This is a genomic window from Pedobacter sp. 10L46_2, assembly GCF_056395165.1.
Genome location: NZ_JBFTIZ010000045.1, coordinates 1 through 17,597 on the forward strand (window position 1 = coordinate 1; position 17,597 = coordinate 17,597).

At 42.3% G+C, this 17,597-nt stretch carries 14 protein-coding genes; 12 read left to right on the top strand and 2 right to left on the bottom strand.

Going from position 1 to position 17,597, the window contains the following annotated elements:
* The first annotated feature begins 277 nt into the window (after positions 1-277).
* The 11 genes from AC1DDX_RS07335 to AC1DDX_RS07385 all read left to right on the top strand — a co-directional run bounded on the left by AC1DDX_RS07335 (position 278) and on the right by AC1DDX_RS07385 (position 15,031).
* Positions 278-1,120: a hypothetical protein gene (locus AC1DDX_RS07335; protein ID WP_337715734.1), complete on the top strand. Its 843-nt coding sequence runs from the start codon at positions 278-280 to the stop codon at positions 1,118-1,120.
* A 92-nt stretch (positions 1,121-1,212) separates the two neighbouring features.
* On the top strand, positions 1,213-1,899 hold the full coding sequence (locus AC1DDX_RS07340) for a FadR/GntR family transcriptional regulator (RefSeq protein WP_172660832.1): 687 nt from the start codon (positions 1,213-1,215) through the stop codon (positions 1,897-1,899).
* Between the two features lie 156 nt (positions 1,900-2,055).
* Positions 2,056-3,318 carry a sialidase family protein gene (locus tag AC1DDX_RS07345; RefSeq protein WP_337715732.1) on the top strand — a complete coding sequence of 421 codons (1,263 nt, stop codon included), beginning with the start codon at positions 2,056-2,058 and terminating at the stop codon, positions 3,316-3,318.
* Between the two features lie 75 nt (positions 3,319-3,393).
* A complete protein-coding gene (locus tag AC1DDX_RS07350) occupies positions 3,394-6,765 on the top strand; it encodes a SusC/RagA family TonB-linked outer membrane protein (protein ID WP_172660830.1) in 3,372 nt (1,123 codons plus the stop codon).
* Positions 6,766-6,776: 11 nt separating this feature from the next.
* Positions 6,777-8,246 carry a RagB/SusD family nutrient uptake outer membrane protein gene (locus tag AC1DDX_RS07355; protein ID WP_172660829.1) on the top strand — a complete coding sequence of 490 codons (1,470 nt, stop codon included), beginning with the start codon at positions 6,777-6,779 and terminating at the stop codon, positions 8,244-8,246.
* A gap of 21 nt (positions 8,247-8,267) precedes the next feature.
* Positions 8,268-9,206, top strand: a complete 939-nt coding sequence (locus tag AC1DDX_RS07360) for a dihydrodipicolinate synthase family protein (RefSeq protein WP_288879873.1) — start codon at positions 8,268-8,270, stop codon at positions 9,204-9,206.
* 11 nt (positions 9,207-9,217) lie between these two features.
* Complete coding sequence (locus AC1DDX_RS07365) at positions 9,218-10,384, top strand: sialidase family protein (protein WP_288879875.1); 1,167 nt, start codon at positions 9,218-9,220, stop codon at positions 10,382-10,384.
* Positions 10,385-10,409: 25 nt separating this feature from the next.
* On the top strand, positions 10,410-11,321 hold the full coding sequence (locus AC1DDX_RS07370) for a dihydrodipicolinate synthase family protein (RefSeq protein ID WP_288879877.1): 912 nt from the start codon (positions 10,410-10,412) through the stop codon (positions 11,319-11,321).
* Between the two features lie 38 nt (positions 11,322-11,359).
* Positions 11,360-12,385 (top strand): galactose oxidase, encoded by a 1,026-nt coding sequence (locus AC1DDX_RS07375; RefSeq protein ID WP_288879878.1) that lies wholly within the window; start codon positions 11,360-11,362, stop codon positions 12,383-12,385.
* Positions 12,382-13,620 carry an MFS transporter gene (locus tag AC1DDX_RS07380; RefSeq protein ID WP_288879880.1) on the top strand — a complete coding sequence of 413 codons (1,239 nt, stop codon included), beginning with the start codon at positions 12,382-12,384 and terminating at the stop codon, positions 13,618-13,620. Before AC1DDX_RS07375 ends, AC1DDX_RS07380 begins: the two co-directional genes overlap by 4 nt.
* Positions 13,621-13,630: 10 nt before the next feature.
* Positions 13,631-15,031, top strand: a complete 1,401-nt coding sequence (locus tag AC1DDX_RS07385) for a sialate O-acetylesterase (protein WP_288879882.1) — start codon at positions 13,631-13,633, stop codon at positions 15,029-15,031.
* A gap of 7 nt (positions 15,032-15,038) precedes the next feature.
* Here AC1DDX_RS07385 and AC1DDX_RS07390 read toward each other — a convergent pair whose 3' ends face one another.
* Together AC1DDX_RS07390 and AC1DDX_RS07395 are read right to left on the bottom strand one after the other, a co-directional pair.
* On the bottom strand, positions 15,039-15,590 hold the full coding sequence (locus AC1DDX_RS07390; RefSeq protein WP_172660823.1) for a hypothetical protein: 552 nt from the start codon (positions 15,588-15,590) through the stop codon (positions 15,039-15,041).
* Positions 15,591-15,642: 52 nt separating this feature from the next.
* On the bottom strand, positions 15,643-17,139 hold the full coding sequence (locus AC1DDX_RS07395) for a sulfatase family protein (RefSeq protein ID WP_288879884.1): 1,497 nt from the start codon (positions 17,137-17,139) through the stop codon (positions 15,643-15,645).
* Between the two features lie 151 nt (positions 17,140-17,290).
* Between AC1DDX_RS07395 and AC1DDX_RS07400 the strand changes: the two genes are divergently transcribed.
* Positions 17,291-17,597 (top strand): hypothetical protein (locus AC1DDX_RS07400; RefSeq protein ID WP_477621910.1); only part of this gene is annotated, 307 nt, incomplete at its 3' end.

Here is a 17,597-nt window from a genome sequence, read left to right on the forward strand (position 1 = left end):
GCATATGGCCATACAATAACTATAAAATTCTTTATAGAGCAAATACTGACTTGTTCTGTCATTCCTGATGCAACCTTCAATAATTTCCTGCACCTATTTTTTCGATTTTACATTGGCCATTTTCACCTATACTAACTATAGTACGTTGAAGTTACGCAATAGGTTGCTTTAAAAATAAATATTTATTTTCTGATCTCTGCGCAACCATTTATGCTGCCTTCCCGTAATCCATATTAGTTATCAATCAATTCTTTAATTCACCTTAAAAAAAACAACTATGTCACCCTTATTCAAAAAAAAAGTTGTGCTGTTTAGCTTAGCTGCAGTACTTTTTACTGCCTGCTCAAAGAAAAAAGATGATGTGATCAAAGAACCAGAAGTTTCTTTGGACCTTAAACTTGCAGCATCGGCAACCTTCGGTAGTGTTATTACGGATGGTACAGGTAAAACCCTTTATTGTTTTGTAAAAGATGCCAATAGTGCATCCACTTGTGTTGATGGCTGCTTAATCACATGGCCGGTATATTATGCGGAAAATGCGACCCCTCCCGTAGGATTAAATGCTGCGGATATTGCCACCATCACAAGGGCCGATGGTACAAAACAAACTACCTATAAAGGATGGCCACTGTATTATTATGCCGGCGATAAGGGCAAAGACGAGATCAAAGGAGATGGGGTAGGTGGCATCTGGTTTGTTGCCAAACCAGATTATTCTGTCATGATGGCCAGCCAGCAATTAGTTGGTCACGATGGTAAAAATTATACTGCCGATTCAAAAGAAGGAGTGGGGATAACCGTTTACCTAACCGATGCAAAGGGCCGCACACTGTATGCCTTTACGCCCGATACTTTTAACAAAAACAATTTTACCAAGCCTGATCTTAGTAACAATGCCGTATGGCCAATATTTGAATCGGAGATTTTAAACATTCCCTCTGTACTAAAAAAAGCAGATTTTACAGTAATAACTTCTGTTGGTAAAAATCAGCTAACGTACAAAGGTCATCCGCTCTACTATTTTGGTTCAGATGCTGCGAAAGGCGAAACCAAAGGAGTAAGTTACCCTAGACCGGGTGTTTGGCCTATACTTACACTGAATACACCGCCTTTAAATTAAGCTGAGAAAAAGTAATTTGCCGAAATTGTGGAGTGAGAATATTTTTATCTTGTAGTACATATTAACAAAAAATATCTCATTTTTGATGCATTATGGCAATTAACGATTTAAGTAAAGATCTGGCTCCCATCGCGTCAATTACGATGGCAGATGTTGTTGAAGTAAAACTCAGAGAATATTTAAAAAAGAAGTCCTTCCTGCCCGGCGATGCGTTGCCAAAAGAATTGGAGCTGGCAGAAGCTTTAGGTGTAAGCAGAAATGTTTTACGAGAAGCACTGAGCAGACTGCGTATGCTGGGCATGATTGAAACTAAAAAGAAAAGAGGGATGGTGCTGGCCAGACCAGATATTCTGGGAACGTTTGAGCGTGTTCTTGACCCGTTGATAATAGATAAGGAAACGCTTCAGGATATTTTTGAGCTCAGACTTGTACTTGAAATGGGATTGGCTGATCTGATTTACATCAGAAAAACCGATAAGGATATTGCCGAATTGGAAAGTATAGCTAAAAAAGAAGTGAACCTTGATAATTCATTCAGAATTAAAAATGAAATTGCTTTTCATGGTAAGCTTTACGAAATGTCGGGCAACGATACACTGAAAAGATTTCAAATCATGCTGCTTCCTATTTTCGACTATGTTGTTACCCTGGAAAAGAAGCCAACAAGAGGAAAAATTAACCATATGGACCTGGTTCAGATCCTGAAAACAGGATCAAAAGCTGATTTTAAAAAGGGAATGGAGGCACATCTTAAGCCTCATTTCGATCGGTTAAAGTAATTTTTGCTTTACATCTTTATACAGGAACGGCCTTCAAACTATATTTGGAGGCCGTTCCTGTATAAATGAAATTTAAATATTTGCTTTTATAAAAAATAGTTCCCACATTTGATATGTCCTACATAAGGGCTTATAACCAAATATTAAATGACCGCTATGAATCACTTCAAAAAAAATGATAGCAAATATCTTGTCATCGTATCTTGCTGTCTCCTTCTCATCGTCTCTCTTGCCATCGGGTGTTCTAAAAACTCAATAAGTGCAAGTACCATTGAAAAACCAACAGCCTCAGGCACAGCCAAGGTAGCCGCTGCCGTACTGGCCGCTCCAGTGAATACGCGTGTGGTCGTATTTAACGGAGGCAATGAAAGTATATACCATTCTTTCAGAATTCCTTCAATCATAAAAACAAAGAACGGAACTCTGGTTGCCTTTGCCGAAGGCAGAAGATGGAGCCCAAGTGATTATGGCGATATCAATGTTGTATATAAAAGATCTGTAAACAACGGAACCAGCTGGTCTACCTTAGGTGAAGTTGTTGGGAGTGGCGCTGGTACATGGGGCAATCCAACAGCTGTTTACGACCCAACTCAGGGCGTAAACGGAAGAATCTGGCTGTTTCTGGAGTGGAATGATGAGTTTAAAGCCCAATGGTCAGATTTTCAGGCATGGGGCGATAGAAAAATTCATACTTCATATAGCGATGATGATGGTGTTACCTGGTCTGTTCCCTTAGATCGTACGAGCAGCCTAACGCCACCTTCGTACAAATGGGATTGTGTTGGTCCGGGTATAGGTATCAGAACAGCATACGATCACCCCGGCAGGTTGATTGTTCCGGCATACGGAAGAAATATTTATAGTGATGATCATGGTGCAACATGGCAATATGAATTAACTGCCGGTGGTACAGATGAAAGTACCATAGTGGAATTGATGAATGGAAGCCTGATGAGAAATGACAGGCCGGGAACTACCGAGTGGAATTTATCAAAAACCAGAAGGAAATCAGTGGGTTCTATTGCCGGCGGTTTCCCCGCTTTTTCAACGGTAACTGCATTGCCCGATCCAAAGTGCGAAGGTTCCATGTTAAGATATAATACCGACGACCCGAACAGGATCATATTCCTTAATCCCAACGGAACCGGTCAGCGTTGTAACATGACCGTGCGCATCAGTTATGATGATGGGGTTACCTGGCCAAGAAGCCGTGCACTTTATAGTACTGCTAATTGCGATTATACCAACAGCACTGTAGCTTACGGTGGCTACTCTAGCATGGTAAAAACCGCCGATTACTGCATTGGTGCCTTAGTAGAATACAATGAAAATGTTCATGATTCAGCCAGCAGCAATAAATCTATTGAATTTAACAAGTTCAATCTCGCCTGGATCTTAAACGGCAGTACAGAACCATAAAACCAAATACGATGTGTTTTTATCATCCCTTGAGCACATCACAACCATAAACCAAATATTAAAATTAAACCAGTTATGAAGAAAAGGATTTTTATTTTTCTATCCGTTCTCTGTTGCTTTTTCGCAACTAAAAACCTCTTTGGGCAGACACGCGAACTGCAAATCTCCGGGAAGGTTACTTCGGGTGCAGGGGGGGAAACACTACCGGGTGTTAGTGTAAAACTTAAGGGTAGTACTATCGGGATATCTACCGATGTGAACGGTAAATACGCCATTAGAATACCATCAGATCAAGGGATTTTGGTATTCTCTTATCTTGGCTTTAAAGCCAGGGAGGTGCCTGTAAACGGGCAAAAACAAATTGACGTGGTGCTGGAATCTGATGTAACTTCAATGGAAGAAGTCTTGATTGTGGGTTATACACAGCAGTCGAGAACCAAAACCACAGCTGCCATTTCAAAGCTTGGTGCCGATGAGCTAAAAAACATCGCCAGTCCAAATCCCGTACAGGCCCTGCAGGGTAAAATTGCAGGTGTTTCGGTACCGGTTACCACCGGGCAGCCCGGGGTAGGTGCTACAAACATCATCATCAGGGGTGGTACCAAACCTAACGCTTATGGTTCTGGTTTGGGTAACAATGGCGGTAGTTCAACAGGTGCTTCCGACAGCAGTTCTCCGCTTGTAATTGTTGATGGGGTATTCAGGTCTATGAATGATGTGAATCCTGATAATATAGAATCACTGCAGGTGATGAAGGATGCAGCTTCAACCGCAATATATGGGGCAAGGGGTGCAAATGGGGTTATTGTAATCAAAACAAAAGGTGGTAAAGCGAATAGTAAAATGACCATTGCGCTAAACCACAGAACCACATGGGAAACGCCAGCAAGGGATTACGATTACCTGAATGCCGAACAATACCTGCGTTTGGCGCGTACCACAGTTAAAAATACTGCTGATGCACTTGATAAAAACAACCTGTTAAACAATGGTGGTTTCTCTGCAGGTACTCGTGTTTATACACAAAAAGGCCAGTATGGTAAAAACATTAACCTTACTGCCTTATATGATAATATCGTATCTGTAGAAGGACAATCTTACGTAGACAACCTGTTGTCCAAAGGCTGGAAAGTAATGGACGATCCCATTAACCCGGGTACAAAACTATTATATGCGGATAACAACTATCAGGATATGCTTTGGAACACTGGTTTGAGCAGTAACGAAAACCTGTCTATCAGTGGGGGTGGCGAAAAATCTGACTTTAACCTGTCGATGGGGTATACCAATCAGGCAGGTACCTTTGTGGGAACCAAATACAAACGTTATGATGGACTTGGAAATTTCGGGTTCAAAGCTGCAGATAATTTCCGCATCGATGTGATGTTAAACTATCAGAACGTAATGCCTAATTATGTAGATGGTTTTCAAAATGAGCTGGTTAGAGGTACACGCATTACGCCTTTGATCCGTACTTTTAAGGACGATGGAAATCCAATGCCGGGTGAGCTGTATACTGTTCGTAACCGCTTCCATACATTGATGTATGATGATACCCGTACCTCAAGTGAAAGGTTGGTATCCAGGGTTGCCGGCGATTTGACCATCACCAAAGGGTTGCATTTTAAACCTTCCTTTTCTTATCTGATAGATGATTATAAAGAACTGTTCATGAGAAAGGGAACACCTGCCGATGAGGTGCAGCCGTCCACACAGCGTCAGAAAAATGACTATACCAAAAACGCAAGACAGCTGATGATCGATCAGGTTTTGCAATACGATTTTAGTATAAAAGATGTGCATAATTTTACTGCCCTTGGTGGGGTTAATTTTATCAGGAACACAGATCACGTGGCCAGCTTAGGTTCTCAAAGAGGAAGCAACGATTATATCTATACCATAAACGAACCACCAACAACCGTAATCAATGGGGTGGTGATGAGTAATGTTACCAACTTTGCTACTACCATTGGCGAATCCAGATCTGCCAGTGCATTTACACAGGTGAACTATGATTACAAAGCTAAATACCTGTTCAGTGGTTCACTTCGTTACGATGGTTTCTCGAACTTTGCCATTGAAAACAAATACGCATTCTTCCCTTCGGCTTCCATTGGATGGAATGTTCATAAAGAAGATTTCTGGAACGTAAAAGCGATTAATGCTTTAAAACTAAGAGCAAGCTGGGGTGCAGCGGGGCTTAGCGACCTGAGTATTACTGATACCTATGGGGGCTATGCTTCGGTTCTGGATAACAGAACAGCTAATTATGGACAAAGCTCCGGTATTTTAAGGTCCAACCTGGCAAACTATAACCTGCGTTGGGAATCAACTGAAACTACTGATTTGGCATTTGATGCTTCTTTCTTAAACAGCCGCATTAACCTGACTGTAGATTATTATAACAAAAGAACCAAAGACAGGCTGGCTTCTAAACCTTTGCCATCGGAATCTCCTTTTGGGTCAATCGCATTTAACAACGGCGAGCTGCGCAACCGAGGTGTGGAAATTGAACTTGGTGCAGCCATCATTAAAGGAAATGATTTTAAATGGGACGCTAATTTTTCTTTTGCATACAACCAGGCTTTAATTACTAAACTGCCTGATAATGGTCGCGCGAAGAACAGACAAGGTGGTGATATGATCTTCGATCCGGCTTCCAATTCATTGGTAGAAGCAGGAGGTTTTGCAGAAGGGGAGCGTCCTTACCCAATCTATGCATACCGGGTAACGGGTGTGTTTGCTACAGACGAGGAGGCTAAAGCCTGGAATGCCAAGGTAAAAGATAACCTTGCTTCTCCGCAGGGGATAACAGTAGGGAAACGTGGTGGCGATTATATTTTTGATGATGTGAATGGTGATGGGGTGATTGATACAAAAGACCAGGTTTTTATGGGTTATAGAAATCCTAATAAAATGGGAGGTATGCAAAATACCTTTAGTTATAAAAACATCTCATTAAGGTTTACAGTGGATTATGCCATGGGGCACCTGATCAGTAATGGCGCTTTAGCCCGTTCACTAGGCCAGGGCAGGGCATTTAACGAAGGTGCACCATCAATCGCTATTGGTCCGGATATCTGGCAGAAACAAGGTGATGAGGGTAAAAAATATGCCCGTTTCTCTTTTGCAGATTATGATTTCGGACAGCGCAATTACTTACGCAACGCGCCGCTTGGAAATAACAATAGTTACAATTCAGATGTATCTGCAATGTATTCTAAAGGCGATTTCCTGGCCTTTAGGGAGATTTCAATTTCTTATGATGTTCCAAAAAAAGTACTTGAAAAAATAAAAGCTTCGGGGCTTAATATTTTCGCTACGGTATACAATGTGGGCTATTTAACCAAATATGAAGGGCTAAATCCTGAAGTATATACCGGTTTTGATCCGGGTGGTTATCCAAGACCAAGACAATTTTTATTAGGGGCCACATTGAAATTCTAAAAAAACCAATTATGAAAAAGATTACATTAATTATAATAGCCATAGTATCTCTGTCAGCCATATCTCCTGGTTGTAAAAAGCTGCTCGAAGTAGATCCTCAATCAAGTATCACCGATGAGGTATTCTTTAAAAATGAGAATGATTTTGAACCATACGTTACCGGTATCTATACTTATATGCGTTTGTTTGCCAATAATATTGTGTACGGCACTGAGCGTAGCGAGGAACTGGTTGCTGCGCTTAATTCCAGGTTTGGAGTATCGTGGAGTCAGATCATTACACCTTCTTCAGGCGCAATTAATTATAACGATTGGTACAAAGCCATCGGACATTGCAACTTATTGCTAAAAAAGATCGAAGGATTTTCTTTTGCAAGCAATCCGGATGCGAAGAGAAGGATCCTTGCAGAAACCTATTCTTTAAGGGCCTATTTCTATTTTAACCTTACCCGCATCATTGGCGATGCGCCTTTAATGCTTACCGCAGTTGAAGATGAAAATGTGCCTTTGCTGCCAAGGGCAACAGCTGTGGATGTTTTGAAGCAGATCCAGTCAGATCTGGATCTGGCCATCCAGAATTTTACTGCTATAAGTGGATTTTCAAAAACCGCTTATCCTTCTAAATATCGCTTTGCATATGGATCAGCAATGGCACTAAAGGCAGATGCATACTTATGGAATGCAAAAGTACTTGGTGGTGGCGATGCTGACCTTACCGCTGCCGCTGCGGCAATTACTGAGGTAGAAGCATCGGGATTAACCCTAAACCAGGATTATAAAAATGTAACCGGGGTAAGGGCAGCTACCAATCCTGAGGTGGCACTGGCAGCTTACTTTCAAAGGGATGAGGCTGGGGGCAATTATGGTGTAAATGCACTTCCTTATCTAACAGGGGTTGATGGGGCATTGAATCTGGATAAAATCCCTTATGCGCAAACCTCAGCAAATGGACAGGGTGCTTATCAGATTAGCCCAAAATCAAAAGCTTTATTTACCAACCCTGATGATAAAAGAATCCCATATACCTGGATTACGGAGCTGCAGGCAAGCGGTCCGAAAATTTCATGGATCACCAAATATTCCGGAAACATCTACGCCGATGGCCGTGTTTCTGATAATGACCTGATCATCTATCGCTTGTCGGATATCTTTTTGATGAAGGCAGAGGCTTACGCCGGATTAAATAACATACCATTGGCAATTGAATACCTGAACAAAGTAAGACAAAGGGCCAATACAGGGAACTATACAGCATCTACCATTAAGAGCGACGTAGAGCGTGAAATCCTTGATGAACGTGGTCGTGAGTTGTTTTTTGAGAACAAGCGCTGGTACGATCTTGTCCGTTTTCATAAAGGGGGAACCATTAATGTGTATACCTATGTTCCTAACCTGGTTGGTAAAACTACTCCGTTGTTCTGGCCGCTAAATACTACGGTATTTGCAAATAATCCTAACATTAAACAAACAGAAGGATATTAATTTATAGCAATTCAGAATAAAATGACTCCACTAAAGGCAGATGAAATTTATGGCAATTGGGCAACCTTGCTGCTTCCGATCAACAATGACGACGGCATCAATTATGAACAGCTGGAAAGTGAAATTGATGTATTGATTGCCAGTAACGTAAATGGAATCTATTCTAATGGTACGGCCGGCGAATTCTATAACCAGACCGAGCAGGAATTTGATAAAGTAAACGGCATCCTTGCAACAAAATGTAATGCTGCAGGTATGCCATTTCAAATTGGCTGCTCGCATATGAGCCCTAAAATATCATTGGAAAGGGTTAAGCGCGCTAAGGCACTGCAGCCCTCTGCCATACAGATCATTTTGCCCGATTGGTTTGTGCCATCCATGGAAGAGATCATTGACTTTTTAAAGGTGATATGCGCGGCCGCCGATCCCATAAAGCTGATCTTATACAACCCCCCGCATGCCAAAAGAAAACTTCTGCCGAAAGAATTTGCAGAAATACTTGAAGCAGGTATACCTCTGGCAGGATGCAAAGTTGCTGGTGGCGATGAGCAGTGGTACAAGGAAATGAATGCAATAAATATCCCGTTTTCTGTGTTTATTCCCGGCCATCATCTGGCCACGGGAATTGCAAACGGTGCCCATGGTGCTTATTCCAATGTAGCTTGTTTAAATCCGGGGCTTGCACAGCGCTGGTATAATAACATTGCAAACCACAGCGGAGATCCCTTTGAGCTGCAGGCCCGAATCCAGCAATTTATGGAGGAGTGTATTGTTCCTTATATTAGAGATAAAGGATACTCCAATCAGGCTGTTGATAAATTTATGGCGGCTGTAGGTGGTTGGACGCCTATAAGTACCCGCCTGCGCTGGCCCTATAAATGGATACCACAGGCAGAGGTACTGTCGGTAAGAGAAAAATGTGCTGAACTTTTACCTGAAGTTTTTACTAACCAAGTTTAATATTTTCCCAAATGCAAAAAACACTAAGAAACTGCTTTATCCTAATTTGTACCAGCTTGGTATTGCTCATGATTGGCAATGGATGTAAAACAAGAAAAGGCGCTGCCGATCGGGCATTGCTTGACAGTACCCTGGTCTTTTCACCCGGAGGGGAATATGCCTCCATGCGGATACCTGCATTGGTAGCAACCAAAAAAGGAACATTGCTTGCATTTTGTGAGGGAAGGATAGGTACAGCCAGCGATTGGGCTGATATGGACCTACTGATGCGCCGAAGCACTGACGGAGGACGCACCTGGGAAAGTAATGTAGTGATTGCCGCAAGGAAAAGCGGACAGCCAACAAGTAATGCTACACCAATTGTAGATCGCGATGGTACCATTCACCTGCTGTATCAGCGTGATTATGCTACTGCTTACTATACCCGTTCTACAGATGAGGGTAAAACGTGGAGCCCTGCAATAGACATTACCTATGCGTTTGAGGCCTTCAAGCCAGAGTATAACTGGAAAGTACTGGCACCTGGCCCGGGCCACAGCATACAGTTAAAAAATGGTCGGCTGCTGGTGCCTGTATGGTTAAGCGATCCTGCTAAAACTACACCAAGAAGAAGCCATGCGCCATCTTGCATTGCTACAATTTATAGTGATGATCTGGGTAAGACCTGGAAACGTGGTGCCATCATTGCCGGCAACACCCCGGAGTTTAAAAACCCAAGTGAAACCATGGCAATTGAACTTAATGATGGCCGTGTGATGGTAAACATCAGAAATACTTCTGATGAGCACCGCAGAGGAATCAGCTATAGCAATGATGGAATAAGCGGATGGACAAAGCCTGTATTTGACGAAGAATTATACGAGCCAATATGCATGGCTACCATCATCAGGTTGCAGGATAAACAGAAATCCGGTATGCTTTTTATCAACCCAGATACCAAAGACGTACCTAAACCGCCACGCAAAAACCTTACTGCCAGAGTTAGTTATGATGAAGGACAAACCTGGGCGGTAAAGAAAGTGATCAATGCGGGTTCATCAGGCTATTCTGATGTGGCTGTTACACCAGATGGAACCATTTATTGCCTGTACGAAACCAATACCAGCAACGACTTTAATTATTCCATGGTGCTTAAAAGGTTTAACGCTAAATGGCTTACAACTCCCAACGAGAAATAAATAATCAACAAACAATCTAATATATATGAACAAAATAACCGGATTAATAGCCGCCACTTTTGCGGCTTATCGTGAAGATGGAACAATTAATTTAGACATTATCCCAACGATAGTCGACAAAATGATAGCTGATGGATTATCTGGCGTTTTTATTTGCGGCACCAATGGCGAAGGGCCAAACCTAACAATTGAAGAGCGGATGGCTATTGCCGAAGCTTATGTGAAGGCTGCGGCCAAACGTATCCTTGTACTGGTGCATGTAGGGCATAGCTCCATTCAGGAATGCCGCAAGCTTGCAGCTCATGCGGAGCAGATTGGTGCCGATGCCATTTCTTCTGTTGCCGCTTTTTATTTTAAACCAACAAGTGTTGATAATCTTGTTAAGAGCATGGCGGAGATTGCATCAGCCGCACCCAATACACCATTTTATTACTATAGCATCCCAACCCTTACCGGGGTAGGTATGGATATGATCACCTTTTTGGAGCAGGCAGAAAAGGTAATTCCTAACCTTGCCGGGATTAAGTATACCGCCTCTACCTTGCATGAATACCAGGCCTGTCTGAATTATAAGAACGGAAAATTTGATATCCTTTTTGGTTACGATGAAATGTTGCTTCCTGCACTTGCAGTAGGGGCAAAGGGGGCTATTGGCAGCACCTATACCTTCGCTGCTCCACTGTATTTGAAAGTAATAAAGCTTTACAATGAAGGAAAGCAGGAGGAAGCAGCAGCCATGCAGCTGCATTCGGTAAATATGGTTCGCGCTTTGGTTAAATATCCGCCAATTCCTGCACAGCGGGCCATCATGAAAATGGAGGGACTGGAGTTAGGTGCTTGCAGATTACCTCTTGAGCCTCTTTCAGATGCACAAGCGGCACAATTTAAAACATCCCTTGATGAGATCGGATTTTTCGATATCGTTAAACAATCCTGATGATGAACAGGTACTTTAATCTTCTTCTTATTTTTTTTATGACTATACTCTTAAATAAAGGGCTGGCGCAGCAGGTCTCCAGGTCTGGCTTATTATGGAGCAGCCTGCCGCCGGTTCCTGATCGCGTTGGTTTTGCAGGTTCTTTTGCCGGTGTTTCCAATGGCGCATTACTGGTTGCCGGTGGTGCAAATTTCCCCGATGGCGGTGCACCGTGGACGGGCTCTGCCAAGGCATGGCATGATCATATTTTTGTTCTCGAAAACCCAAAAGGGAAATGGAAAGAAGCAGGTAAATTACCCTATCCATTAGGCTACGGGGCTTCCATAAACTGGAAAGATGCCGTAATTATTCTTGGAGGCAGTAATGAAAAAGGCCACCGTGCAGAAGTGTTTATGCTGAATTATAAGAACGGGAAAATTGAAACCGTCAACTTGCCAAACCTGCCTCATGCAATTGCAAATACATCGGCGGCGCTGGTTGGAAGTGTAATTTATGTTGCCGGCGGAATTGAGAAACCAGATGATAAGGTTGCCGGAGCTAATTTCTGGGCATTGGATCTTAATGCAATTGAAAAGGGCTGGAAGGTATTGCCAACCTGGCTGGGCGCCCCACGAATGCTTAGCGTTGCCGGTGCACAAGGTGATGCATTTTACCTGTTTAGCGGGGTAGCACTGATCGATGGCAGCCGCGAGTATTTAAAAGATGCTTATCGGTATCAGCCCGAAACAGGATGGAAGAAGATAGCAGACCTTCCAACTTCGGTAGCGGCGGCTCCAACGCCTGCTTATGCTTTAGGGCAATCCTCATTACAAATATTTGGTGGCGATGATGGTAAACTAGCCGCAAGCGCAGTGGTATTAAAAGAAAAACACCCTGGCTTTTCAAATAGAATTTTAAATTATAATACGCTTACCAATACCTGGACGTCTGATGGAAAGGCATTTGCTACCCGGCCGCCTGTAACTACAACTTTAACAGTCTGGAACGGAAATGTAATTATTCCCGGTGGCGAAATCAGACCTGCAGTGAGAACCCCTAACGTATTAATCGCAACTTACAAATGAAGAATTCCAGACAAACTACCTCCTTCTACTCGTGGATCATTGTAGCCATGCTATGGATAGTGGCTTTTTTAAACTATCTGGATCGTATTTTAATTACCTCGATGCGCGATCCTATTGTTACAGATTTCAATTTAACTGATGCACAATTTGGATTGCTTACCTCTGTATTCTTATGGTCGTACGGTTTTTTAAGTCCTTTTGGCGGTTACTTTGCCGATAGGTACAGCAGAAAAAAGGTAATTGTTTTTAGTGTAATGGTTTGGTCGGTGGTTACTTTATGGACCGGCTTTACCACCTCATTTCACGAAATGCTGGCTGCCCGTTTTTTAATGGGCGTAAGCGAGGCTTGCTATATCCCTGCGGCACTGGCTTTAATTACCGATTATCATAAAGGAAAAACCCGTTCCCTTGCAACGGGCTTGCATATGAGTGGTTTATATGCAGGTCTGGCACTTGGTGGCTTAGGCGGATATATTGCCGAATTGTGGGGCTGGCGTTCCGGATTCCATGTTTTTGGAATTGTAGGTATTGTGTATTCCCTGATTCTGTTGTATGTGTTGAGGGACCATAAGCCTGATCCTGTTGTGGTTACAGAAGGAGAAGAAGAGGTAATGCCGAAAATTAGCCTTACAGGAGCTTTAAAAGTACTTTTTAGTGAAGCCTCTTTCTTTATCCTGTTGTTCTATTTTGCCATATTGGGTATTGTAAACTGGCTTGTTTATGGCTGGCTGCCAACGTTTCTAAAAGACCATTTTAACCTTAATCTTGGCCAGGCCGGTATTTCGGCAACAGGTTATATCCAGATCGGTTCCTTTGTGGGCGTAATTGTGGGGGGGATTCTGGCCGATAGATGGACCCGAAAAAATAACAGGGGCCGTTTGTACATGCTCATCATTGGTTTTACACTTGGTGCGCCTTTCTTGTTTCTAATGGCCTCTACAAATGTCTTCAGCATCGCCATTATTGCCATGCTTGTCTTTGGTTTGGCAAGAGGGTTTAATGACGCGAATTTAATGCCGATATTACGACAAGTGGCCGATGGAAGATACATCGCCACAGGTTATGGATTCCTTAATTTTCTAAGTACAATTATTGGTGGTTTAATGGTGTATGTTGGTGGTGCATTAAAAGATGCTCAGGTTGATCTTTCTATTGTTTATCAGGTTTCAGCAGTTGCAATGCTATTGGCCACATGGTCGTTATTTGCGGTGAAACTAAAAAAGAATAATGTATAAATTTAGTGGTATGAAAAAACATTTTATTGTCCTGGTATCTGTAATGCTTTTATGGAATACCACAGTCCTTAAAGCAAATGTAACCTTGCCGGCCATCATTTCCAGTGGCATGGTATTACAGCAGCAAAGCAATGTTACCTTATGGGGTACAGCCAAAGCCAATGCAAAAGTAACCGTACAGACCTCCTGGAACCAAAAAGTATACAACGTTAACACCACAAAGGAAGGAACATGGAGGCTGGCTGTAGCCACTCCTAAAGCCGGTGGGCCTTACAAAATTACTTTTAACGATGGCAGTAAACTGGTAGTGGATGATGTTTTTATTGGAGAAGTATGGTTGTGCTCTGGCCAGTCAAATATGGAAATGCCCGTGAAGGGATATGCCAATCAGCCAATTTTGAATTCTAACGAGATATTAATGGATGCCGATGAGCCGGGCATCAGGTTGTTCAGAGTAGAAAAGAAAATGTCTAAAACCCCGCAAACACAATTGGATGCCAAATGGGAAAGTGCCGATGCAGCCTCAGTTAAAGAGTTTAGTGCGGTTGGTTATCAATTTGCAAGGATACTTCAGAAAAGACTAAAAGTCCCTGTTGGGATTATCCAATCGGCATTTGGGGGTACAGACATCGAAGCATGGATGACCACAAGCAGCCTGCAGGGATTCAATGATTTTAAAATTCCGGCCGATACCGCTAAAATTGCCAAGAACAACCCGGGGGTATTATTTAATGCCATGATCAACCCGATTATTGGTTATTCCATTAAAGGCACATTATGGTATCAGGGAGAAAATAACAGGATGAACCCACTTACTTACGATAAAAAAATGGCGGCTATGGTTAAGCAGTGGCGACAGCTATGGAACTCCGGTGAATGGCCTTTTTACTATGTGCAGATTGCACCAAACGTGTATAAGGACCATGCGGATCAGATACCGCTTTTGTATGAAGCGCAATCAAGAGCAATGAAACTGATACCCAACTCCGGAATGGTGGTTAGTGTTGATGTGGGCAGTATGACTACCATCCATCCGCCTGATAAAACCATTATCAGTAAAAGGCTGGCTTATTGGGCACTTAACAATACTTATGGCAAACAAGGCATTGTATTCAGGGGGCCGGTTTATAAATCTTTAGAAATAACGGGCGACAAGGCGGTGCTGAGCTTTGATGAAATCCCCAACGGACTGACCGCTTATGATCAGAAGCTGATTTCTTTCGAGATCGCCGGTATTGATAAGGTGTTTTATCCAGCCGAAGCATTAATTAAAGGCAAAACGGTAGTAGTAAGCAGTGAGTCGGTTAAAAGCCCGGTCGCTGTTAGATATGCCTTTAAAGACAGAGCAGAGGGAAATTTGTATAACGTAGAAGGATTGCCTGCTGAACCCTTTAGGACGGATAGCTGGTAACCCAGCTTTATAACCCTGCCTGAAACTCAGTCCCTCTTATATAAACCTGGCCTGCTCTCTCCAGGTTTTCTTTGCTTTTAGTGGTGATCTTGATGATGTCGATGTCTTTTACAGCTCCTTTTAAAGAACCAAAATCACTTTCAGACAAAATATTAATATTTAGAATGTAATTCTCATCAATTTTAAGGTTGGCTATATTGCCCTTTACCAGGTCATTATCTATCATATACAAGGTGGCAGGCGATGGAGATTTTACATATTTGTTTTTGATCTCATCTAAGGTCATGAACCTGAATGCCCCGGGATTTTTAGTCATTACATAAACTTCACCGATTTTACTATCAGTACTTACATTAATGTTTTTAATTTCTTCCTGACTGAAGAGCGGAAGGCAGGAACCGATTAGCACACTATCCAGAAAATACTTAGGCTGGATTCCCGCTGGCAGCTTCTTAGCATCCTTTTCATAAACAACATTTACTTTATCAGATACCGGACTGGTTTGGCCTACTGCAGTTATAGCAAACAGGCAAAATGTAAACATGAATAATAACCTCATAATTTCCCCTTTAATAACGGAATATAAGGAATATTATCAAATAAATGTCAAATTATAAATTTTTTATAATTTGTTCGGCTTCCTCGTCCTTGTATTCGTGGGTAGCTGAGTTTAGCTTTTTCTTTAGATCGGCCATGACCAGTGCATATTCTTTAAGATCAGCCAGGTTCTTCAATTCGCCGGGGTCTTTTTTTACATCATAAAGCTCCCAGTAATTAAGCTTTCCATAGAAACGGATCAGCGTGTATTGATTGGTTCTGATGCCGAAGTGAGGGTTTACCAAATGCGGACCGGGGTATTCATAGTAGTGATAATAAACAGGCTTATCTGGTTTTCCGGTTTTGTTGCCTTTAAGCAAAGGCCAGAAAGATTTTCCTTGTATGTCGGCTGGTACTTTAGCACCTGCAATGTCCAATAAAGTAGGTGCCCAGTCTATGTTGGCCACTATATTGTTAATGGTACTCCCTGCTTTTACTTTACCGGGATATCTTACTATGAAGGGTGTTTTTAAAGATTCTTCGTACATAAAACGCTTATCGAACCAACCATGCTCTCCTAAGTAAAAACCCTGATCTGAGGCATAAATTACAATGGTATTTTTGCTTAGCGCTGCTTTATCAAGGTAATTAAGGATTTCACCGATATTCCGGTCCAGCGAATTTGCAGTAGCATAATAATCTTTCATATAACGCTGGTATTTCCAGGTGGCTAAGGCTTTGCCCGATGGTTTTTTCTGTTCAAAATCTTTGGTGACCTTTTGCTGGTAATAATCTGCAAAGGCTTTACGTTGAGTAGGGTTCATCCTTTTATAAAGATTGAAATTGTTAAAATCCACATTAACCTTTAGGTCGCGATCAAGTTCCATTGCTTTTGCAATGGTCATGTACTGCTGTTTGGCTGCGGGCCTTCCTTCGTATTCATCAAAAAATGTTGCGGGAAGCGGAAAATCTATATCATCATAAGCACCTAGATCCTGAATATCTGGTAACCATTCCCTGTGGGTAGCCTTTTCGCCTACTACCAAAAAGAAAGGCTTGCTTTTATCACGTGAGTTTAGCCATTGCGTTGCCTTATCGGTAATAATATTGGTAACATATCCCTCGGTTCGGGTGGTATCGTTGTTTTTATTGATAAAATCAGGGTTGTAATAAAATCCCTGGTCGGGCATAATTTCCCAATGGTCAAATGCCTTGCCCGGTAAAGTACCTAAATGCCATTTGCCAATCCATGCGGTCTGATAGCCGGCACTGCTCAATAGTCGCGGTAGCAGTTGCTGATCCACGTTAAACTTGCCGTCGTTTGCTTTGTAGCCGTTTATATGACTGTACTTGCCGGTTAAAAAGCAGGCTCTGCTTGGTCCGCATATGGAATTGGTAACCAGCTGATTTGTTAGCAATGCGCCTTCTTTGGCAAGCCGGTCTATGTTTGGTGTATGTGCTATTTTATTGCCATAGGCGCCAATTGCCTGATAAGCATGGTCGTCGGAAATAATTACAATGATATTGGGTTGATCTGATGGCTGTGGGGTAGCTTTGGTTTTTGACCCCATAAATTTTAGGCTTGCCAATATTGCAAGTATGCAGGCGACACTCCAAAAAATGACTGATCTTATCATATCTTCTTAAAAAGTAACAGGTTTGAATTTGTGGATAAGATACGGAATATTAGAATTTTTTATACTTTTGGAAAAATTGTTTGCTGTGAAATTCTTCAGTTGGCTTATTTGTTTGATCATTATTGTTGTGAGCTTTACGCCTTGCAAGGATTTCGCCAACGCCAAAGTTTCTGAACAGACCAGCGTTTCAAAAGCAGGGCATGCCGATGATCACAACAGCCTGGCAAATGACGATTGCTCTCCGTTTTGCGTATGCTGTTGCTGCAGTACACCAACGGTTGTAACGCAAACATTATTAACCAGTACGGTTTCATTGATTATTGATAAAGAGTATTCAGATATCGCTCCCGGCCATATCGCGTCTAATGATCCTTCAGTCTGGCAGCCACCTA